Origin of the sequence: Marivita sp. (assembly GCF_020055675.1) — a bacterium.
Taxonomy (GTDB): Bacteria; Pseudomonadota; Alphaproteobacteria; order Rhodobacterales; family Rhodobacteraceae; genus Marivita.
Genome location: NZ_JAIPUS010000017.1, coordinates 42,099 through 62,721 on the forward strand (window position 1 = coordinate 42,099; position 20,623 = coordinate 62,721).

Annotated in this window: 21 protein-coding genes; 13 read left to right on the forward strand and 8 right to left on the reverse strand. The window is 61.1% G+C overall.

Features of this window, described 5'->3' with window-relative positions; genetic code table 11:
• Window positions 1-115 precede the first annotated feature (115 nt).
• The 3 genes from betA to betI are packed head-to-tail and all read right to left on the reverse strand — an operon-like array spanning window position 116 to window position 3,834.
• On the reverse strand, window positions 116-1,774 hold the full coding sequence (gene betA, locus LCF59_RS11920) for a choline dehydrogenase (protein ID WP_292287786.1): 1,659 nt from the start codon (window positions 1,772-1,774) through the stop codon (window positions 116-118).
• 9 nt (window positions 1,775-1,783) lie between these two features.
• Window positions 1,784-3,241 carry a betaine-aldehyde dehydrogenase gene (gene betB, locus LCF59_RS11925; RefSeq protein WP_292287788.1) on the reverse strand — a complete coding sequence of 486 codons (1,458 nt, stop codon included), beginning with the start codon at window positions 3,239-3,241 and terminating at the stop codon, window positions 1,784-1,786.
• Window positions 3,238-3,834, reverse strand: a complete 597-nt coding sequence (gene betI / locus LCF59_RS11930) for a transcriptional regulator BetI (RefSeq protein ID WP_292287790.1) — start codon at window positions 3,832-3,834, stop codon at window positions 3,238-3,240. The genes betB and betI overlap by 4 nt, the downstream gene beginning before the upstream one ends.
• Before the next feature lie 97 nt (window positions 3,835-3,931).
• Here betI and choX point away from each other — a divergent pair, with 97 nt between their 5' ends.
• The 7 genes from choX to LCF59_RS11965 all read left to right on the forward strand — a co-directional run bounded on the left by choX (window position 3,932) and on the right by LCF59_RS11965 (window position 9,041).
• Window positions 3,932-4,846, forward strand: coding sequence for a choline ABC transporter substrate-binding protein (gene choX, locus LCF59_RS11935; protein ID WP_292287826.1), 915 nt, complete (start codon window positions 3,932-3,934; stop codon window positions 4,844-4,846).
• A 62-nt stretch (window positions 4,847-4,908) separates the two neighbouring features.
• Entirely contained in the window at window positions 4,909-5,745 is an 837-nt protein-coding gene (gene choW / locus LCF59_RS11940; protein ID WP_292287792.1) for a choline ABC transporter permease subunit, read from the forward strand.
• On the forward strand, window positions 5,742-6,788 hold the full coding sequence (gene choV, locus LCF59_RS11945; protein WP_292287794.1) for a choline ABC transporter ATP-binding protein: 1,047 nt from the start codon (window positions 5,742-5,744) through the stop codon (window positions 6,786-6,788). The genes choW and choV overlap by 4 nt, the downstream gene beginning before the upstream one ends.
• An 84-nt stretch (window positions 6,789-6,872) precedes the next feature.
• Window positions 6,873-7,736, forward strand: coding sequence for an MBL fold metallo-hydrolase (locus tag LCF59_RS11950; protein ID WP_292287796.1), 864 nt, complete (start codon window positions 6,873-6,875; stop codon window positions 7,734-7,736).
• A gap of 4 nt (window positions 7,737-7,740) precedes the next feature.
• Entirely contained in the window at window positions 7,741-8,166 is a 426-nt protein-coding gene (locus LCF59_RS11955; protein ID WP_292287798.1) for a YeeE/YedE thiosulfate transporter family protein, read from the forward strand.
• Entirely contained in the window at window positions 8,166-8,600 is a 435-nt protein-coding gene (locus LCF59_RS11960) for a DUF6691 family protein (RefSeq protein ID WP_292287800.1), read from the forward strand. Before LCF59_RS11955 ends, LCF59_RS11960 begins: the two co-directional genes overlap by 1 nt.
• A gap of 9 nt (window positions 8,601-8,609) precedes the next feature.
• Window positions 8,610-9,041: a TIGR01244 family sulfur transferase gene (locus LCF59_RS11965; protein WP_292287802.1), complete on the forward strand. Its 432-nt coding sequence runs from the start codon at window positions 8,610-8,612 to the stop codon at window positions 9,039-9,041.
• Here LCF59_RS11965 and LCF59_RS11970 read toward each other — a convergent pair.
• From LCF59_RS11970 to LCF59_RS11990, 5 genes are all read right to left on the reverse strand, one after another.
• Window positions 9,038-10,066: a FliM/FliN family flagellar motor switch protein gene (locus LCF59_RS11970; RefSeq protein ID WP_292287804.1), complete on the reverse strand. Its 1,029-nt coding sequence runs from the start codon at window positions 10,064-10,066 to the stop codon at window positions 9,038-9,040. The genes LCF59_RS11965 and LCF59_RS11970 overlap by 4 nt on opposite strands.
• Window positions 10,067-10,151: 85 nt before the next feature.
• Window positions 10,152-12,839 carry an ATP-binding protein gene (locus tag LCF59_RS11975; protein ID WP_292287806.1) on the reverse strand — a complete coding sequence of 896 codons (2,688 nt, stop codon included), beginning with the start codon at window positions 12,837-12,839 and terminating at the stop codon, window positions 10,152-10,154.
• The gene (locus LCF59_RS11980; protein ID WP_292287808.1) at window positions 12,836-13,126 is read right to left on the reverse strand and encodes a hypothetical protein; all 291 of its coding nucleotides are present in this window, start codon (window positions 13,124-13,126) and stop codon (window positions 12,836-12,838) included. Before LCF59_RS11980 ends, LCF59_RS11975 begins: the two co-directional genes overlap by 4 nt.
• Window positions 13,123-13,491 carry a response regulator transcription factor gene (locus LCF59_RS11985; RefSeq protein ID WP_292287809.1) on the reverse strand — a complete coding sequence of 123 codons (369 nt, stop codon included), beginning with the start codon at window positions 13,489-13,491 and terminating at the stop codon, window positions 13,123-13,125. Before LCF59_RS11985 ends, LCF59_RS11980 begins: the two co-directional genes overlap by 4 nt.
• A 95-nt stretch (window positions 13,492-13,586) precedes the next feature.
• Window positions 13,587-14,903, reverse strand: a complete 1,317-nt coding sequence (locus tag LCF59_RS11990) for a helix-turn-helix domain-containing protein (RefSeq protein ID WP_292287811.1) — start codon at window positions 14,901-14,903, stop codon at window positions 13,587-13,589.
• 216 nt (window positions 14,904-15,119) lie between these two features.
• Between LCF59_RS11990 and LCF59_RS11995 the strand changes: the two genes are divergently transcribed.
• The 6 genes from LCF59_RS11995 to LCF59_RS12020 form a co-directional block, all read left to right on the forward strand.
• Window positions 15,120-16,463, forward strand: a complete 1,344-nt coding sequence (locus tag LCF59_RS11995) for a substrate-binding protein (RefSeq protein WP_292287813.1) — start codon at window positions 15,120-15,122, stop codon at window positions 16,461-16,463.
• Window positions 16,464-16,571: 108 nt separating this feature from the next.
• Window positions 16,572-17,603 carry a branched-chain amino acid ABC transporter permease gene (locus tag LCF59_RS12000; protein ID WP_292287815.1) on the forward strand — a complete coding sequence of 344 codons (1,032 nt, stop codon included), beginning with the start codon at window positions 16,572-16,574 and terminating at the stop codon, window positions 17,601-17,603.
• A gap of 4 nt (window positions 17,604-17,607) precedes the next feature.
• A complete protein-coding gene (locus tag LCF59_RS12005; protein ID WP_292287817.1) occupies window positions 17,608-18,807 on the forward strand; it encodes a branched-chain amino acid ABC transporter permease in 1,200 nt (399 codons plus the stop codon).
• 12 nt (window positions 18,808-18,819) lie between these two features.
• On the forward strand, window positions 18,820-19,575 hold the full coding sequence (locus LCF59_RS12010) for an ABC transporter ATP-binding protein (RefSeq protein ID WP_292287819.1): 756 nt from the start codon (window positions 18,820-18,822) through the stop codon (window positions 19,573-19,575).
• 50 nt (window positions 19,576-19,625) lie between these two features.
• Entirely contained in the window at window positions 19,626-20,381 is a 756-nt protein-coding gene (locus LCF59_RS12015; protein ID WP_292287821.1) for an ABC transporter ATP-binding protein, read from the forward strand.
• Between the two features lie 88 nt (window positions 20,382-20,469).
• Window positions 20,470-20,623: acetyl-coenzyme A synthetase N-terminal domain-containing protein (locus LCF59_RS12020; protein WP_292287828.1), on the forward strand; the 154-nt coding region annotated here is incomplete at its 3' end.

Here is a 20,623-nt window from a genome sequence, read left to right on the forward strand (position 1 = left end):
CGGTTCCCGGACCGTCTCCGGCCTCCGTGTTCCGTTGCGGCATCGACGTGATCCCGCTGACCTTACGGATCAACCGTACAATCCGACCGTGCAGATTGTACGGAGCGTACGGCGATCAGCGCTGCTTGGTTCGCCAGTCCGGATGCACCCAGGGCGCCCGGTTGTCGGGCGCCAGAGCAGGTTTACCCAGAATGTGATCCGAGGCCTTTTCGCCGACGAGAATCGAAGGCGCATTGAGATTTCCATTCGTGATCCGCGGAAAGATCGAACTGTCCGCCACCCGCAAACCGTCGACCCCGATCACACGGGTTTCCGGATCGACCACCGCCATCGGATCATCGCGCGATCCCATCTTGCACGTGCCGCAGGGATGATACGCACTTTCGGCATGCTGCCGAATGAATTCATCAATCATTTCATCACTTTGCGCGGCATCGCCAGGCTGGATCTCGTGCTTGTAATAGGGCTTGAATGCCTCCTGCGCAAAGATGTCCCGCACCAGGCGAATGCCCTGCCGGAAATCGGTCCAGTCCGCGTCATGACTCATGTAGTTGAAAAAAATGCGCGGATCATCCTCGGGGTTGGCAGAGCGCAATGTGATCTCGCCGCGCGAGGGCGACCGCATCGGCCCGACATGCGCCTGAAAACCATGCCCCTCGGCAGATGCCTGACCATCATAGCGCACCGCAATGGGCAGGAAATGGATTTGCAGATCCGGGTAGGTCACCCCTGCCCGAGAGCGAATAAACCCAGCACTTTCAAACTGGTTAGACGCACCCGGCCCGGTTTTTGTCAGGAGCCACCTTGCACCGACATAGGCTTTTCCAAGCAGGCTCCAGTATTTGTACAGGCTCACTTTCTGGCGCGCCGCAGCCTGCACGTAAACCTCGAGATGGTCCTGGAGGTTCTGCCCCACGCCGGGGCGGTTTACGACGACGTCGATTCCGTTTTCACGCAGATGTTTGGCCGGACCAATGCCCGAAAGCATGAGCAATTTCGGAGAGTTGATAGCTGATGCTGCAAGTATCACTTCAACATCGGCGCGGATCGTGCTGATCTGGTTGCCTTTTGCGATCTCCACGCCGATTGCGCACCCGTTCTCGATTACAACTTTTCGCGCAAAGCCTTTGACAAGGTTACAATTTTTCCGTTTCAGCGCCGGGCGGAGATATGCTTTGGCCGCAGACCAACGCGCGCCGCGCCACACCGTCATGTCAAACGGGCCGACCCCTTCCTGACGCTGGCCGTTGTAATCGCCCGTGACGGAATATCCAGCCTGTTCCCCGGCGTCGACAAAGGCCCGGGTCAGCGGGTTGTCTCGTGCGCCGCGCGTCACACGCAGCGGCCCATCGGTTCCGCGCCAATCGCGGTCGCCGCCATGTCCACCGTCATGCCAATTCTCAAGCCGCTGATAATACGGGAGAACATCCGCAAATCCCCAGCCTGCTGCGCCTTGGTCGCGCCAATGGTCAAAATCCTTGGCGTGGCCGCGAACGTAAATCATGCCATTGATCGAAGACGAGCCACCGATCACCTTGCCCCGCGGACAGGCCAACCGGCGGTTGCCCAGATGCGGTTCCGGCTCGGTCCGGTAGCCCCAATCGTACCGCTTCATGTTCATCGGAAAGCTGAGCGCGCCAGGCATCTGGATGAACGGCCCCGCATCGGAGCCGCCGTGTTCGATGACGATCACCGAACGACCTGCCTCGGACAAACGGGCGGCCATCGCGCAGCCCGCCGAGCCCGCGCCAACTATGACATAATCTGCATTCATTTCAGAGCCTTAGTACGGGGCCTCAATGTCACCCATGCGCACGTAAACGGATTTCAATTCGCTGTAGTGGTTGATCGCCTCGCGCGAGTTTTCGCGCCCGACGCCCGACATCTTTGTGCCGCCAAAAGGCGCTTCGACCGGGGCATCATTGTAGGAATTGATATAGCAGCTCCCCGCCTCGAGCTGCCCGATGACGCGATGCGCCCGCGACAGATCGCGGGTGAAGACGCCAGCCGACAAGCCGAATTCCGTGTCATTGCCCCGGCGGATCGCCTCCTCCTCGGTCTCAAACTCCAGAACCGCCATGACGGGGCCGAAAATCTCTTCCCGGGCGATGGTCATGTCGTCGGTCACATCGGCGAAAACCGTGGGCTGCAGATAGAACCCGTCACGATCCAGCCGCTTGCCGCCGGTGACCAGCCGGGCACCTTCCTTTTCGCCTTTTTCGATATAATCGAGGACGATTTTCATCTGTTTCTCGGACACCATCGGGCCAAAGCTGGTCTGCTCGTTCATTGGATCGCCGATCACCGCATTGGACAAACGCTCTGTCAGCCGTTCAAGAAACGCCGCCTTGAGCCCCTTTTGCACGAAAACCCGTGTGCCGTTCGAACACACCTGCCCGGAGGAATAAAAATTGCCCATGATCGCGCCCCCGACCGCATTGTCGAGATCGGCGTCATCAAAGATCACCATCGGTGATTTGCCGCCCAGTTCCATCGTGACATGCTTCATCTGTGCCGCCGCTGCCGCGTAGACCTTCTTGCCGGTGGGCACCGACCCGGTGAGCGACACCTTCGCGACGCGCCGGTCGCTGACCAGCGAGGACCCGACATCGCCAAAGCCCTGAACGACATTGAAAACCCCGGCCGGCAGGCCCGCCTCGACAAGGATTTCGGCAACCTTGAGCGCCGAGAGCGGCGTCGTCTCGGACGGCTTGAAGACCATCGAATTCCCGCAGGCAAGCGCCGGGGCACCCTTCCAGCAGGCGATCTGCGTCGGATAGTTCCACGCACCGATGCCCAAGCAGACGCCCAGCGGTTCGCGACGGGTGTAGACCCAATCTTCGCCAAGCTGGATATGTTCTCCGGTCAGACTGCCCGCAAGGCCGCCGAAATATTCCAGCGCATCGGCACCGCTGGTAGCATCCGCGACCAGTGTTTCCTGCAAGGGTTTCCCGGTGTCATAGGTTTCCAGGACCGACAGATCACGGTTGCGCTCGCGCATCATATCGGCGGCCCGGCGCAGGATGCGCCCTCGCTCGGTGCCCGACAGCGCTGCCCATTGCTTTTGCGCATGATGCGCCGCTGACAGCGCGCGGTCGATGATCGCAGGGGTCGCCGCGTGAAGCTCGGCGATCTGCGCGCCCGTCGCAGGATAGATGACCGGGATCGTCGGCCCGCCCGTATCCTCGACATAGGTTCCATCGATGAAATGGCTCGCCTTCGGTTGCGTGTCATAGCTCATGGCCGGGGATCCCTTTCCGTCTGTTTGAGGTCTTGCTCCAGCGCGGTCAGCACCTGACCCGTGGCAGCGTCTCCCGATGGGATGTCCCTGCCCAGCGCCTCGCGCAGATAAAGCCCGTCGATCAGGCCTGCGATACGCACGGCAACCTCGTTCGCCCTGGACCCGACAAGGGGGCGCAGATTGAAGACGAGGTTCGAATGAAGCCGCCGCTGATAGACAGACAAAAGGCGCCGCGCCTGATCATCGGATTGGGCTAAAACATAGAAATTGAGCCACGCCGCCACCACGTCGCGGCGGAAATTGGAGCTGGTAAACCCGGCCCGCACAATCGCTTCGGTCCGCGCACGCGGCCCCTGCGCCATCGCCAAGGCCCCTCGGACTTCTGCCCCGTAGACGCCAAGCGTATGGCGCATCGCGGCGAGGAAAATCTGGGTTTTGCCGCCAAAGTAATGATGCGCGAGCGCCGCCGACATCCCGGCCCGCCGCGCGATCTGGGATACGGTCACGTCGAGGGAGCCTGCCCGGCCGATCTCGGTGATCGTGGCTTTTACTAGGGCCTCGCGGCGTATAGGCTCCATCCCGAGCTTCGGCATGTTTTTCCTTCCAGGTTGACGGCCGGACTGTATGGCGTTCTTAATTGACTCGTCAATCAACAAAAACCGACTTCACTCAGGGAGACCAACTCACATGATGAAATCTTCGCTTTCGATCCTCGCCATCTGTGCCGCCGGCGCGGCCTCGGCCAATTGCGATACGGTTGTCTTTTCCGATGTTGGCTGGACCGACATCACCGCAACCACGGCAGCAACCACGGTGGTCCTGGATGCCCTCGGATACGAGACAGACGTGAAAGTTCTGTCTGTTCCGGTTACGTACACCGCGCTGGCCGAAGGTGACGTGGACGTGTTCCTTGGCAACTGGATGCCGACGATGGAGGCCGATATCGCCCCCTATCGCGAGGCCGGCACCGTCGACACGGTGCGCGCCAACCTCGAAGGTGCGAAATACACGCTTGCCACGAACGCGGCCGGGGCCGAGCTTGGCATCACGAGCTTTGATGCGATTGCAGAGCACAGCGACGCGCTCGACGACGAGATCTTCGGGATTGAACCGGGCAATGACGGCAACCGCCTGATCATGGACATGATCGAAGAGAACGCCTTTGGCCTTCAGGGCTTTGACGTGGTCGAAAGCTCGGAACAGGGAATGTTGGCGCAGGTGGATCGGGCCTCGGAACGCGGTGAGCCTGTTGTCTTTCTTGGCTGGGAACCGCATCCGATGAATGCGAATTTCGACCTGACCTACCTCGAAGGCGGGGACGATTGGTTCGGACCCAATCTGGGCGGTGCGACCGTCTACACCAACACCAGGGCCGGGTTCGTCGAAGACTGTGAAAATGTCGGCACGCTGCTGAACAACCTCGAATTCTCGCTCGCCATGGAAAATGAGATCATGGGTGCGATCCTGAACGACGGCGAAGAGGCGCGCGATGCGGCGACCGTTTGGCTCACGGCAAACCCGGAGGCCATGACAGGCTGGCTCGACGGTGTGACCACCAAGGATGGTGGCGATGCCATGGCAGCCGTGACGGCTGCGCTTCAATAAAAGCTGACACCCGGAAAGGGCGGCCTCGGGCCGCCCTTTCCGTTACGGGATAGGGACCACGCATGGATTGGTTGACAGACAACAAGATCCCGGTTGGTGATATCGCCGGAACGTCATTCGACTGGCTTGAAAGCAATGGCGCGTTCTTCTTCGACGCCCTGTCGGACGCGCTGGACGCGATGATCGAAGGCTTCCTGTGGCTGCTGTTAACGCCGCATCCCTTGCTGATCGTCGCCATCTTCGTGGCACTGACATGGGGCTTTCAGCGCAGTTGGAAGGTATGCCTCTTTGTCGGGCTCGGATTCCTGTTCATCATCAACCAGGGCTATTGGGAGGAAACAACCGAAAGCCTGACGCTGGTGCTCGCGGCCTGCATCGTGTGCATGGGCGTCGGCGTGCCCATCGGGATCGCGGTCGCGCATCGGCCAAGGCTATACGCCTGGATGCGGCCGGTCCTGGACCTGATGCAAACCCTTCCCACTTTCGTATATCTTATCCCGGCCATCGTGTTTTTCGGCATCGGCATGGTTCCGGGCCTGATTGCCACGGTGATTTTCGTGCTGCCCGCGCCGATCCGGCTGACGCATCTTGGCGTCAGCTCGACACCCATGCCGCTGATCGAGGCGGCACAGGCCTTTGGCGCGACCAAGTCGCAGCTTTTGTGGAAGGTCGAACTGCCCTCCGCCCTGCCGCAGATCATGACGGGGCTGAACCAGACGATCATGCTCTCGCTCTCGATGGTCGTGATCGCAGCACTGGTCGGCGCCGACGGGCTGGGGGTGCCCGTGGTGCGTGCCCTGAACCAGGTGAACACGGCCAAGGGGTTCGAAAGCGGTTTCGTGATCGTGGTGGTCGCGATCATCCTTGACCGAATGCTGCGAATGGAGCGCCGGAAATGACCGATCCACGCGTGGAATTCGACAATGTCTCCATTGTCTTCGGCGATCGGCCGGAAACGGCGCTGCCGCTGATGGACCAGGGCCAGGAGCGCGGCGAGATCCAGCGCAACACCGGGCAAGTGCTGGGCGTGCATGATTGCTCGCTGACCGTGTCCAAGGGAGAGATCCTTGTCCTCATGGGGCTGTCCGGTTCCGGCAAGTCGACGCTGTTGCGCGCGGTGAACGGGCTGAACCCCGTGGTGCGCGGCTGCGTCCGGGTGCATGACGGCTCTGGCCTTGTCGATGTGACCCATGCACATGCCGATGTGTTGCGCAGGCTCCGGCTCAAGCATGTGGCGATGGTCTTTCAGCAATTCGGCCTTTTGCCCTGGCGCTCGGTACGTGAAAATGTCGGCCTTGGCCTTGAACTGGGCGGCCAGTCCAAGACCGAACGCAGGGCGCGGGTGGAAGAACAGCTGGCGCTGGTCGGTCTGTCGGATTGGGCCGACCGCAAGGTCGCGGAATTGTCGGGCGGCATGCAACAGCGCGTTGGCCTGGCCCGCGCCTTTGCCACCGATGCGCCGATCCTGCTGATGGACGAGCCCTTTTCCGCGCTGGATCCGCTGATCCGCACCAAGCTCCAGGATGAGCTGCTGAAATTGCAGGAGCGACTGAAACGCACGATCGTTTTCGTCAGCCATGATCTGGACGAGGCATTCAAGATCGGCAACCGCATCGCCATCATGGAAGGTGGCCGGATCGTGCAATCCGGCACGCCACAGGATATTTTCCGCAACCCGTCGAATGCGTATGTGGCCGATTTCGTGCAGCACATGAATCCGCTTGGCGTGTTGCGCGCACGCGACGTCATGCGCGCGCTGTCCGCACCGGCCGGAGCCGAGGCGGTGGATGCCGACGCACGGGTGCAAGCGGTTATGAAAACCCTTGTGCGTGCCGAAACCGATCTGGCGGTGACAGAGAACGGCAAACCGATCGGGGTGATCGGAAAGAACGACGTTCTGGCCTATCTGTCCGATCCCGCCACGGGAGGCCAGTCTGAGTGATGGACGTGCTGCAAGAGGCTTGAAACGTATTCCGATTTATTTATATGTTCTTTTGTCAGGATTTCAGCGCAGGGAGGCTCTCGCATGACACCTATCGTCACCGGCTTTTTCGACGACGCCACGAATACCATATCGTATCTCGTGCAAGACCCCTCGGGGCGGGCCTGTGCCATTGTCGACAGCGTTCTGGACTTCGACTATGCCTCGGGCCGCACCGATACTCGATCGGCGGACAGCATCATTGCTCACGTCAAAGAGCATGATCTCGATGTGCAATGGCTGCTCGAGTCGCATGTCCATGCCGACCACCTGAGTGCCGCGCCCTATCTGCAAGAGGCTCTGGGCGGAAAGATCGGTATCGGCGACCGCATTCAGGTTGTTCAGGATACCTTTGGCAAAGTGTTCAACGAAGGCACGGAGTTCCAGCGCGATGGCAGCCAATTCGACAAGCTCTTTACCGAGGGCGACAGCTTTCATATCGGACAGATGCGCGCGGATGTGCTGCACACGCCCGGTCACACACCGGCCTGCCTGACTTACGTGATCGGCGATGCGGCGTTTGTCGGCGATACTCTGTTCATGCCGGATTTCGGCACCGCGCGGTGCGATTTCCCGGGCGGGTCGTCGAACCAGCTTTACGACTCGGTGCAGAAAATTCTCGCCCTGCCGGACGAAACCCGGATTTTCGTAGGCCATGACTACAAGGCGCCGGGCCGCGAAGAATACGCGTGGGAGACCACTGTTGGCGAACAAAAGGCCAGGAACGTGCATGTCGGCCAAGGCAAGAGCAAAGACGCTTTCGTGGAAATGCGCGATGCGCGGGATGCCACATTGTCCATGCCCAAGCTGATCATCCCGTCCCTGCAGGTCAACATGCGGGCGGGACAAATGCCGCCCGAAGATGATGACGGCAAGGTCTTCCTCAAAGTTCCAGTAAACGGATTGTAAAGACATGAACCCGGATTGGATTTACGGGCTGATCGGCGGGATGCTGATCGGCACGGGCGGCGCGGTATATCTGCTCGCCAATGGGCGCATCATGGGCGCGAGCGGCATCATCGGAGGGCTGGTCGATGGCAGCGCGCGCAACACGATGTGGGAACGGCTCAGCTTTCTGGCGGGGTTGGCGCTGATCCCGGTGGTTGTGCTGTTTTTCCTGGGTCCGAAAGACACCCATGCCACAGGCAACCTCGCGCTTCTCGTCGCGGCGGGTCTGCTGGTTGGCGTCGGGACGCGGCTTGCCAATGGGTGCACGTCGGGTCACGGCGTCTGCGGAATTTCGCGCCTGTCATTGCGTGGGGTGGTTGCCACGGTGTTCTACATCCTCGCTGGTGGTCTGACCATTGTTCTGTTTCGTCATTTGCTGGGGATCGTCTGATGCGCAATGTCTTCGCATTTCTGGCCGGTGGCCTGTTCGGCGCCGGTCTGTTCGTTTCCGGAATGACCGACACGCGCAAGGTGCAAGGGTGGCTCGATATCTTCGGGGATTGGGATCCAACATTGGCCTTTGTCATGGGCGGCGCGATCCTGCCGATGGCGATTGCCTGGCGCGTGGCCGCGAAACGGCGGTTTGGGCTCATGGGCGAGGCCATGCCGCCCCCGCCGGACCCAAGGCTGGGCCGGAATGTTGTTGTCGGATCGGTCCTGTTCGGCATGGGCTGGGGCCTTGTCGGGCTCTGCCCCGGACCAGCGGTGGCCTCGCTCAGCTATGGAGGGACTTCCGGGCTGGTGTTCTTGGGTGCGATGCTTGCCGGCATGGCCTTGATGCCCGGCCTTCGCGGATGGCTGGACAGGGCTGCACCGGCGCAGTAGTCCTAGACCATGGATATTCGTCAAATCACCGACCGCTACGCCGTGTCCCCGCAGATCGACCCGGAAGATGCTCCGGCGATCAAGGCGGCGGGGATCACAACCGTCATCTGCAACCGTCCGGATGCCGAAGTGCCGCCATCGCACCAGGCTGAAACCCTTCGTGCCGCGATCGAGGCAGAAGGTTTACGCTTCGAGGTATTGCCGATCACGCATCAGACGATGACACCTGATCGCGTGGCCGCACAATCGGCCATTGTCGACGCCTCGGAAGGGCCGGTTCTGGCCTATTGCGCCTCCGGAACGCGATGTTCGGTCGTGTGGGCGCTTGGTCAGGCGGGGCAGCAAAGCACCGATGCGATCCTGAGCGCCCTTTCGAAGGCGGGATACGAACTCTCGGCCCTGCGCCCAACATTGGATGCCGCCGCAAACGCCCCGCGTTAGGGATCGACTGTCTGGATCGCGGCTGGCAGGCCGGTCGCGATTTCGTCCAGCGCCGTATCAAGTGAAAACCCTGTCAAAGACTGTGACCCGCCCTGCTGCGGCGGCGGCGTGGCAGATGGTTCCGTGTTCTCGGGTGGTTCAGGCCCGGGGTCCGATGTCGGCGCATGGACAGGTTCTGTTCCGATCCGGACCGCCCGGAAACCGTTCATCTGGCCCAGCTTGCCGCGCGCTGCGACATGGCCACCGGCAACCACAAGTGCCGCCGATGACACCGCTTGCGTCGAGATAGGCAAGACGTCACCGGGTTTGAGCGCTTGCGCCTTGTCCAACGGCAAATGGATGCGGGTCAGCACTGCCTGCATCCGCGCCGGGACCAGCCGGAGCGTCGTGGCATGTTTCCCCGCACTGGGTGTCTTGTCCTTTCGCTCCTGCTTTGGCGGATCGGGAAAGAGGAACACCGCACGCCCGGTACGGGTCTCCTGCGCCAGCGCGATATCGAAGGTGCTGACACGGTACGCCTCGCTCTCCAGGGTCAGCCCGGCGACCTGCACATCTTCGGCCAGCGCACCGAACCGGTAGCCTTGCAAATGCGCCAATTCGGGTTGTCCCGCCAGCAAGGAAGCAAAGCGCGGCAAGGCCGCATCCAGCAGCGGCGCCATCATCGCGGCATCGGTCGGGGTAAAGGCGCGGTCGTCCGAGGGAAAGCGCGTCACCTTGCCCAAGGTCTGCACCTCGATCAGACCGGTGACAATCTCGCGATCGAGCGCGACGAGCCCGCAGGGGTCCTGATCGTTTTCGATAATGATCAGCAGCGCGTCATCACCGACCTGGGCGAGGGCGCGGTCCACCTTCATGGTGTCGTCGCTTGACCGCGCCGCCGCAAGGGCAAGACCCCAAAGCGCATCAGCAGCAATCGACAGGCCGCGCCCAAGCGCGCGCGAAACCAACAGGGCGCCGTCGCCCCGCGCCTTGCGCTGCGCCCGCACCTTGCGTTCCAAAACGGTGTCGGCCGTGTCTTCTGTCATGGCTGTGTGTCTATCCCCGTCATCGCCTGTCGCCGGTTATGGCGAGAATTGGTTACCAAGGATTTACCAAAGACCGATCCCGCCCCTATTGCGCCGCCAGAGCGGTCCGATACGGCAACACGACGCGGAAATTCGCCCCGCGCAAGGCCGGCACATATTCCACCGACCCACCGAGACGGGTCATTACCTGCCGGCAAATGGCCAGCCCCAGACCGGCCCCGCCTGCCTTTTGATCGCTGACGCGGGCGAATTTTTCGAAAATCAGGTCCGCGGCCTCGGACGAGATTCCGCTGCCATTGTCCTGAAAATCGACAACGATGCGATCGGTGTCCTGCATCACGCGGATCGTCAGGCACGGGTTCGGCGCGTCGCAGTATTTGCGCGCGTTGGCGATCAGGTTGATGAACACCTGGCTCAACCGATCGAGATCGGTGCACAGCTGGATATCCTCGCGCGCACGATCGCGCTTGATATCGAGCTGTGCACCGTCCTCGCCCACGGCCGCGGATGACACCGCACGATCGAGTGCATCGCGCAATGTGCCGTCTCGCAGGTTCAGGTTCACCTGACCATTCTCGACCACGCTCAGATCCAGCAGATCATCCAGAAGCCGTGTCAGGCGTTGCGCTTCGTCATGGATGATCGACGCATAGCGCGATTGGTCTTCCGGCTGGATTTGATCCGTGTCGCGCAAGATTTCCGAGAACGCCCGGATGGAGGTCATCGGTGTGCGCAGCTCATGGCTGATCTGACTCAGGAACGCGTCTTTCTGGATCGACAGTCTGGTCAGCTTCTGGTTCGCGTTGCGCAATTCCAAGGCAGTGCGGCTCAGCTCTTCGGACTGCTCCTTGAGCCGGGCCGAGTACTCCAGCATCTGCGCGGTTTCATCCGCAACCGCCATGAGGTCTTCGACCGACACTGCCATACCACCCGTGATCTGACCCACCATCGCATGTGCCGTGGCGGCACCAACGGAACTGGCCAACTCGCGCTCCAGCACTTCCAGGAAATCAGGCGTCGGTTCCGGCAGATCGCCCCGCGCCCCCTGCTTGCGCGCATGGCCCGAAAACAGCGCCTGCGCCTCCTGCGCGCCAAGGATGCGCTGCGCCATGACCATCAGGTCCTCGGTCTGCGCACCGCCACGCGACCAGGTGCGCGTGTTGGCGGAGTGTTCAAAGATATTCACGAACTGCGCCGCCTGTAGCCGCTCCAATGGCGACGGGAAGCTCAGAAGTGAAACCGTGACAAAGGCCAAGACATTGAACAGCATGGACCACAGCAGAGCGTGCATCAGTTGGTCCATCCCCGAGATCCCGAACAGCGCATCGGGTTTCAGCCAGGTCCATCCGAACAAACCGTTGTCAATGATCGTCGCGGGCAGGATCGTGCCGACCCCGAAGCTGGGCAGGTAAAGCGTGTAAAGCCATGTCGCAAATCCCGCTGTCAGACCGGCAAAGGCCCCCAGCCGCGTGGCTCCGCGCCAGAACATGCCGCCCAGCATCGCCGGCAACACCTGCGCCAGGCCGCAGAACGCCACCAGACCGATGGACGCCAGCGCCGCGCCCCCGCTGGAAAAGCGGTAGTAGAGGTAGCCCAGCATCACGACGCCGACGATCGACAGACGCCGCGCCATCAGCACAGCCGCCCGAACATCGCCCGACACGCTGGCTCCGCTCGGTCGCAGCCGGAGCCAGATCGGCATGACGATATGGTTCGACACCATTGTCGAAAGCGCGATCGCGGCGACGATCACCATGGAAGTCGCCGAACTGAAGCCGCCCAGGAAGGACAGCATCGCCAATCCGTTCTCGCCCAGCGCCAGCGGTACGGTCAGCACGAAGAGGTCGGGGTTCGACCCTTCGGGCATGATGCTCAATCCCACAACAGCGATTGGCACGACAAACAGGCTGATCAGGCAAAGATAAAGCGGGAAGGCCCAGCTGGCCGTGCGCAGATGGCGTTCATCGTCATTTTCCACCACAAGCACCTGGAAGGTGCGCGGCAGACACAGGAAGGCGGCAGCGGAGAGGAAGATCAGACCGGCCCAACGGCTGCGATCCGTGTGCCATTGGCCGAACTCTGACGCGTCGATCTGGTAAAGCGCCTCCGATAGGCCGCCCGAGACGCCCCAGACCACGAAGATGCCAACGGACAACAGCGCGACAAGCTTCACGACCGCCTCGACGGCGATGGCCATGACCACCCCGTCATGGCGTTCTTTCGCATCAAGGTTGCGCGTCCCGAACAGGACGGTGAACACGGCCAACCCAAGTGACAGCCAAAGCCCCAGATCGCGGGAGACGTCCGGATTTGACCCGTCGGCTCCTGCGGCAAAAACCGAGAACGACAGTGTCACCGATTGTAGCTGCAAGGCGATATAGGGGGTGGTTCCGATCACGGCGAGGGTCGTCACCCCGGCGGCCAGAAGGCTGGATTTTCCGTAACGGGATGAAATGAGGTCGGCGATCGACGTGATTTTTTGCGTTCTGCCAATACGGAGCATCTTGCGCAACAGCCACCACCAGCTGACCATGACCAGCGTCGGACCAAGATAGATCGTCAGGTATTCGAACCCATTGCGCGCCGCGGATCCAACGGCGCCATAAAACGTCCAGGCGGTGCAATAGATCGAAAGAGACAGGGTGTAGATCAGCGGCGACCGCAGCCATGCTTTCTTGCCCTGCAAGGCCAGCCTGTCGGCCGCGAAGGCGACAAGAAACAGGAAGGAGACATAGGCGATACACACCGCGATGAGCAGGTTCAGGGTGCTCATTTCTCGGGTCCGTCATCCGCGGCGCGGTCTGTCGGGTCATCCGCCAACAGACGCGACAGGCCCCATGTCATCACGATCACACCGGCCCAGACCAGAAAGATATAGATGAGCGCGGTGGCGCTGCTGACCGTGCCCGCCCCCGATTGCGGCCAGATCAGCGGGATGAACCAAAGGATCAGCGCAAGGATCGGGGCCAGTCGGGCGGCATCCGTCAGGCGGCGCCTGCGATAGGTGCCTTTCTCGTGGAAATTCGCCGGCGAGCCCGGCCTGTCAGCGCCGGATGTCATGTCCCGGCGAGGCGTCTCACCGTCTCCAGCATGTCGGCATTGGAAAACGGTTTCGTCATGAAGGCATTGCACCCTGCCCGCTCGGCGATTTCACGGTCCTTGGACTGGCCCCGCGCGGTGAGCACCAGCACCGGCATTGCCGCGTTCACCGGATCCTCGCGCAATTCGCGCAGGATGTCATATCCGCTCTTGCCCGGCAGCATTACGTCCAGGATCACCACATCCGGTTTGCGGTCGCGCAGAATATCAAGCGCGTCTGCCCCGTTGGAATGGGTTTTCACGGTCCAGCCGTCGCGGGACAGAATGAAGCTGATCGCCTCGATGATGTTGGGCTCATCCTCGATCAACAGAACCTGTTTCGACATGCATATCCTCCCCCCGGACGCATCATATCGCCAATCGTCTTGAGACGTATTTTTTGATCGCCCTGCACAGACTATTACGAACACGGTCCGCAGTGTCAAAACCTCCGCGCGTCCGTGGTGCCCATGATCGATGGTTCACGACGCCCCTCGCAAGAAGAATTGGGACAGATCCGACATGTCAATCCGACTTCGTGGATCGGTTCGGCGATATCACGTGATGGTTCGGGAACAACCAGCATGTGACTTTCAAACAAGACATCCTGCCCGGCACGGACCGGCCCGGTGGGCTGTGCGATGGCATAGGCCCGATACCGGGCCGAGGTGCGGGCGGATTGTTCCATCACTTCGGAATGTACCATCATCGGCCGCGCGAGCGATCGATAAAGCGGCCACAGCGCGCATCCGGCCCCCAGTCGCGGCAAGGGAAAGTCCGGCAAGGGTTTGCGAAACGTGGTCACGCAGGAGCCATCACAGATGGCAAGACCCACAGGCTCGGCCAACAGGTCATCCGGCAAACTCGCCAGGCGGCGCATGGCACTGGCCACGTCGGTGCCGAACCGGGCGGCGAGCGCCACCGGATCGCTGCCTGTTTCGGCGACTGCATCGGCACAAACGGCCAGCGGCATACGCGCCGCGTCATCGCGGTAGCGCCGCAGGGTGCGGTGCAACAGCCAGCGCGCCGAATGCGACACTCCTTCCCCAAGCACCGCCGTCACGTCTTCGACATCGGCCACATCCCGTTCCAGTGCCGGGATGTGAAACCCGGTCTTGTTGAACACCGCATCCACCTCGTCCTGCGGCGCGTTGGTTTCGGTGGCTTCGGTGTCGGATGCTTCGAGATAATGCGCGAGGCTGCGGCTCGTGTCCGCCAAACGCGCACTGTCCTCGTAGATGTTGCGATTGAACCGGCGCTGCCACTCCGGTTCGATGTCCTCCGGCTCGGCTAGGATCGAGGCGGCGGACCGGATCGCCGTCACGGTCGACAGCATTTCGTGCAGCGAGGCCGCCAGGTGCGGGTCATGCGTGAGACGGTCGGTCAGCGCCTCGACACTGCTTTGAAGCGTTTCAATCCGGCGCTGGCTCTCGGCCAGAAGCGCGGCCCAGCCGGGGAACCGTCCGGCAAATTCTTCGACCCGGGCAAACTCGCCTTCCCCCATGTCCGTATTCGACGCCGCCTCGCGCAATGTGGCAAGCAAGGCGGTCTCGGCGCCTTCGGTCAGCGAGGTTGGTTCCACCCCCAAAGCATCGGCGATATTGATCAGCAGCTTACCCCCGATTCTGCGGCGATTGTGTTCGATCAGATTCAGGTAAGAGGGCGAAATATCGGCCCGTTTGGCCAGTTCGGACTGCTTTATCCCCGCCATCACCCGCCGTTCGCGTATTCGGCTGCCTGTCAGAGTGTCGCGGGGCATGGCAAAATCTCGTGTCGAATCAACCGGCTGCTGCACCGCCAAAAAACAAATTTACAAGTTTCTGCGATGCGTTGTGTATTTTTTGACAGAAAAATCGTTTCCGGGAAAGCGCTTATTGCTATGTTTTCCATGCATGCCCGATACTCGAATTGCACATATGTGCGGCTTCGACGGGTGGAGGATCCCGTCGACCCTTAAAGACATTGGGAGGATTACATGTCCAAAGGCAATCTGACACGTCGCGGCGTGCTCAAGACCGGCGCAGTCGCTGGCGCGGGCCTCGCGGTCCCGACGTATCTATCAGCGCAGGAAAGCGGCTTTACCAACGCGCCCACCGGCTCCACCGTCACGCTGGGGTTCAACGTGCCACAGTCCGGCCCCTACGCGGATGAGGGTGCCGACGAACTCCGCGCCTATGAACTCGCCGTGGAACATCTGAACGGCGAAGGCGACGGCGGCATGCTGAACACCTTTTCGTCGAAGGCGCTTCAGGGCAATGGCATTCTTGGCAAGAAGGTCGATTACGTCACCGGCGACACGCAGACCAAATCGGATGCAGCGCGCGCCTCGGCGAAATCGATGATCGAAAAGGACGGCGCGGTGATGATCACCGGCGGGTCATCTTCCGGCGTGGCCGTGGCCGTTCAGGCGCTCTGCCAGGAGGCCGGCGTCATCTTCATGTCTGGCCTCACGCATTCAAATGACACCACGGGCAAGGACCGGCGTGCCAACGGCTTCCGCCACTTCTTCAACTCCTACATGTCGGGCGCGGCGCTGGCGCCCGTGCTGGCTGCCAACTACGGCACGGATCGCAAGGCCTACCACCTGACGGCCGACTACAACTGGGGCTACACCACCGAAGAGGCTGTGAAGTCCTCGACCGAAGCTCTGGGCTGGGAAACCGTCGCGGCGGTGAAAACACCGCTGACACAGACAGATTTCTCGTCCTATATCGCTCCGGTTCTGCAGTCAGGCGCCGACACCCTGATCCTGAACCACTACGGCGGCAACATGGTCAACTCGCTGACCAACGCCGTCCAGTTCGGCCTGCGCGACAAACAGGTCAACGGCAAGGATTTCCAGATCGTCGTTCCGCTTTACTCGCGCCTCATGGCGAAGGGTGCGGGTGCCAACGTCAAAGGCATCTTCGGCTCGACCAACTGGCACTGGTCGCTGCAGGACGAAGGCTCCAAGGCGTTCGTCAAGTCCTTCGGCACCAAGTACGGCTTCCCGCCGAGCCAGGCCGCGCATACATGCTACGTGCAGGCCCTCCTCTACGCGGACGCCGTGCAGCGTGCCGGATCGTTCGAACCTTGCGCGGTTGTCGAAGCGCTCGAAGGCTTCGAGTTTGACGGCATGGGCAATGGTCCGACGCTCTATCGGGCCGAGGACCACCAGTGCTTCAAGGACGTGCTGGTCGTGAAGGGGAAAGACAACCCATCCTCGGAATTCGACCTTCTCGAGATCGTCGAGGTTACCCCGGTGGATCAGGTCACCTATGCGCCCGATCACCCGCAATTCGCGGGCGGGGCCCTGGGCACCTGCAACAACGGCGCCTAAGCCGATGTTCTTCGAGGCGGGCCACGCGGCCTGCCTCTTCCTTGCGTCAGCCCGTTGCGATGTCGGGCTGACTGCACTTCCACACTTCGGACCGCAAAGGGTGGGGCAATGGACGCCATAATTCTGCAAATTCTCAACGGGCTCGACAAGGGCTCTGCCTATGCGCTGATCGCGCTGGGTCTGACACTCATCTTCGGCACGCTCGGCGTGGTGAACTTCGCCCACGGCGCATTGTTCATGATCGGGGCGTTCTGCGCCGTGACATTGTCCCGCCTGCTCAGCCTGAGCCACGAAGTTGCCGTTCCCGGCGAGGTTGATTTCCTTGGCAATCCGGCTATGCGGGACCAACCCTACGCATACGACATCTTCGGAGAGGCATGGGGCGCGCATATCATCGACTGGGCCGTTCCCCTGTCCATCCTGTTTGCGATCCCGGTGATGATCCTTATCGGCGTCATCATGGAACGCGGGCTGATCAAGCACTTTTACAAGCGCCCTCACGCGGACCAGATCCTCGTGACATTCGGCCTGGCCATCGTGCTGCAGGAGATCATCAAGTATTACTACGGGGCCAACCCGATCCCGACCCCTGCCCCCGAAGCCTTTACCGGGTCGTTCGATTTCGGCGCCCTGATCGGGTTCGAAGCGAACACCATCATCTATCCCTATTGGCGATTGGTCTATTTTGCCTTTGCCGCCATCGTCATCGGGGCCGTGTTTGCCTTCCTGCAATTCACGACCTTCGGCATGGTGGTCCGCGCCGGCATGGCCGACCGCGAAACCGTGGGACTGCTGGGCATCAACATCGACAAGCGGTTCACCATCATGTTCGGTCTGGCCGCCGCGGTCGCTGGTCTGGCAGGTGTGATGTACACCCCCATCAATTCGCCGAACTACCACATGGGCATGGATTTCCTTGTCCTGAGCTTCGTCGTGGTGGTTGTCGGTGGCATGGGATCCCTGCCCGGAGCTGTGCTCGCGGGCTTCCTTCTGGGGATCCTCGAGAGCTTTGCCTCTATGCGCGAAGTCATCAACATCATTCCCGGCATCAACCAGGTGATCATCTACCTCGTTGCCATTGTAATTCTACTGACGCGTCCGCGTGGCCTGATGGGTCGCAAGGGCGTGATGGAGGACTGATCCCATGTTCGGACTCGACAAGAAAGACGCATCCCTCCTGCTCGTCGTGGCAGCGCTGGTGGTCTTTGCCCCGTTCTTCCTGAACCCGTTTCCGGAGGCTTCGGGCTGGGCACAGTTCAACGCGGGCTACCCCGACCTGATGCAGCGCTTCGTCATCTTCGGCATTTTCGCCATCGGCTTCAATATCCTGTTTGGCCTGACCGGCTATCTCAGCTTCGGTCACGCCGCCTTCCTTGGCGTGGGGTCCTATGCAGCCGTTTGGATGTTCAAGCTGCTCAGCATGAACGTCATCCCGGCAATCATCCTGGCTGTGATCGCGGCAGGGGTATTCGCGCTGATCATCGGATATGTCAGCCTGCGGCGTTCGGGCATCTATTTCTCGATCCTGACGCTGGCTTTCGCACAGATGTCCTTTGCGCTGGCCTATTCGGTTCTGACCCCGATTACCGGCGGTGAAACGGGCCTGCAACTGGCGCTGGACGATCCGCGTATCCTGGGCGGTCTGTCATCCAGTGATGGCAATATCCCGGTGCCGGGGCTGTTCGGCCTTGAAATGCGCGACAGTTCGAAGCTTGTTCTGGGCGGTTGGGTGTTCACATTCAACTTCGGCTATTACTTCAGCGCGCTGATCATGCTGTTGTCGTTTTACCTGTCGATCCGCATCTTCCGCTCGCCCTTCGGCATGATGCTCAGGGCGGTCAAGTCGAACCAGCAACGCCTGAATTACACCGGCGTCAATCCACGTCCGTACACGCTGGCCGCCTTTGTGATCTCGGGCATGTATGCCGGCCTGGCTGGCGGCCTCATGGCATCGATGGACCCGCTGGCCGGGGCGGAACGCATGTTCTGGACCGCCTCGGGCGAGGTGGTCCTGATGACCATCCTCGGCGGGGTCGGCACCCTCATCGGGCCGGTCCTCGGCGCGGGCATGATCAAGTACATGGAAAACATCATTTCCAAGATCAACTCGGACATCCTGCACACGTGGTTCGCGTTTCTGCCCGACGGGCTCGAAGACGCGGTGGTCGCGATGATCTACCCGTTCATCGGCAAGGGCTGGCACCTGACGCTGGGCATCGTGTTCATGCTGGTCGTGATCTTCCTGCCGGGTGGTCTTGTCGAAGGCGGACAACGCCTGGCCGGCCTCTTCCGCAGAAAGAAAACCGACGAGAGCAAGACCGCTACCACCGAACCTGCCGAATAAGGAGACGGACAGATGGGAATTCTAGACGTCAAAGACGTGAACAAACGGTTCGGCGGGCTTCAGGCCCTGGGCAATGTGAACCTCAGCGTGGCGGAAAACGGCTGCCACGCGATCATCGGCCCCAACGGGGCGGGCAAATCCACGCTGCTCAATTGCCTCGTGGGAAAGCTGATCCCGGACACCGGGTCGGTCATGTTCGACGGGCAATCGGTTCTTGGCCGCACCCCGTTCGAAATCAACCAGATGGGCATTTCCCGCGTGTTCCAGACGCCCGAGATTTTCGGCGACCTGACGGTGATGGAGAACATGCTGATCCCCTGTTTCGCCCGACGGGATGGATCGTTTGCGCTGCATGGCATTCGCTCCGTCGTCAGCGAGGGTGAATTGCGCTCGCAGGCCGAGCAGATGCTGGAAGAGGTCAACATGCTCGACAAGCGTCACATGCACTCGTCCTCCATGTCTCGCGGAGACAAGCGGCGGCTCGAAATGGCGATGTGTCTTGTGCAGAATCCGAAGCTCCTCTTGCTCGATGAACCCACCGCCGGCATGGCACGCGCGGATACGAACAACACCATCGAGCTGCTCAAGGAAATCAAGGAGACGCGCAACATCACCATCGCAATCATCGAGCATGACATGCACGTGGTGTTCTCTCTCGCCGACCGGATCACGGTGTTGGCGCAAGGCACACCGCTGGTCGAGGATTCTCCCGAGAACATCAAGGGCCATCCCAAGGTCAAGGAAGCGTACCTCGGCGAAGCCGCTTAATTCATCCGGCGGCGCATATTGCGCCCCCCTCCCATGGCGAGGATATCAGCATGAACGTCAAACCCGATTTTTCGAAAAACCGCAACATGGCGGAGACCGCCCCAGCTTTCCTGTCCGTCTGGGACATGCATGCCTACTATGGCGAAAGCTATATCGTGCAGGGCATTTCCTTCAACGTTCACGAAGGCGAGATCCTCGCGCTTCTGGGTCGCAACGGAGCGGGCAAGACAACCACCCTGCGCTCGATCGCGCGGATGGACAGCCCTCAGGTCAAGCGCGGTGAAATCTGGCTCGATCACCAGCCGTTGCACTCCATGAAAAGCTACGAAGCCGCGATGTCCGGACTCGGGCTCGTACCCGAGGATCGCTGCATCATCCCCGGTCTCACCGTCGAGGAAAACCTGCAACTGGCACAGATCGCGCCCCCCATCGGCTGGTCGATCGAACGCTTGTACGATCTTTTCCCGCGCCTCGGCGAACGCCGCAAGCAGGAAGGCGTCACGCTGTCGGGCGGCGAACAACAGATGTTGTCCATAGCCCGCGCCCTTGCGCGTGACGTCAAGGTGCTGCTGCTCGATGAACCCTATGAGGGTCTGGCGCCGGTGATCGTGGACGAGATCGAAAAAACCCTGCGCCTGATCAAGGAACAGGGCATGACGACGATCCTGGTTGAACAGAACGCGGTTCGCGCGCTGCAACTCGCGGATCGGGCGATCATTCTGGACACCGGTTCGATCGTGTTCGACGGGTCGGCGGAGGAAGTTCTGGAAAACGACTCCCTGCGGGCGGAATACCTGGCGATCTGAAAATTGCCAATTTTGATGTTGCGACCCATGCCGCCCTTGCCATTTCCCGGCGGGGGCGGTTTTCTTTGACCAAAGAGGAGGACACGATATGACCGACACAACCTATCCCCCATCCGACGACATTATCCGTAACGCGCATGTTGATTCGGCGCGGTACGAGGAGATGTATGCGCGGTCGGTGTCCGATCCGGAAGGGTTCTGGGCCGAGGCGGCGCAGCGGCTGGACTGGATGAAGGCACCGA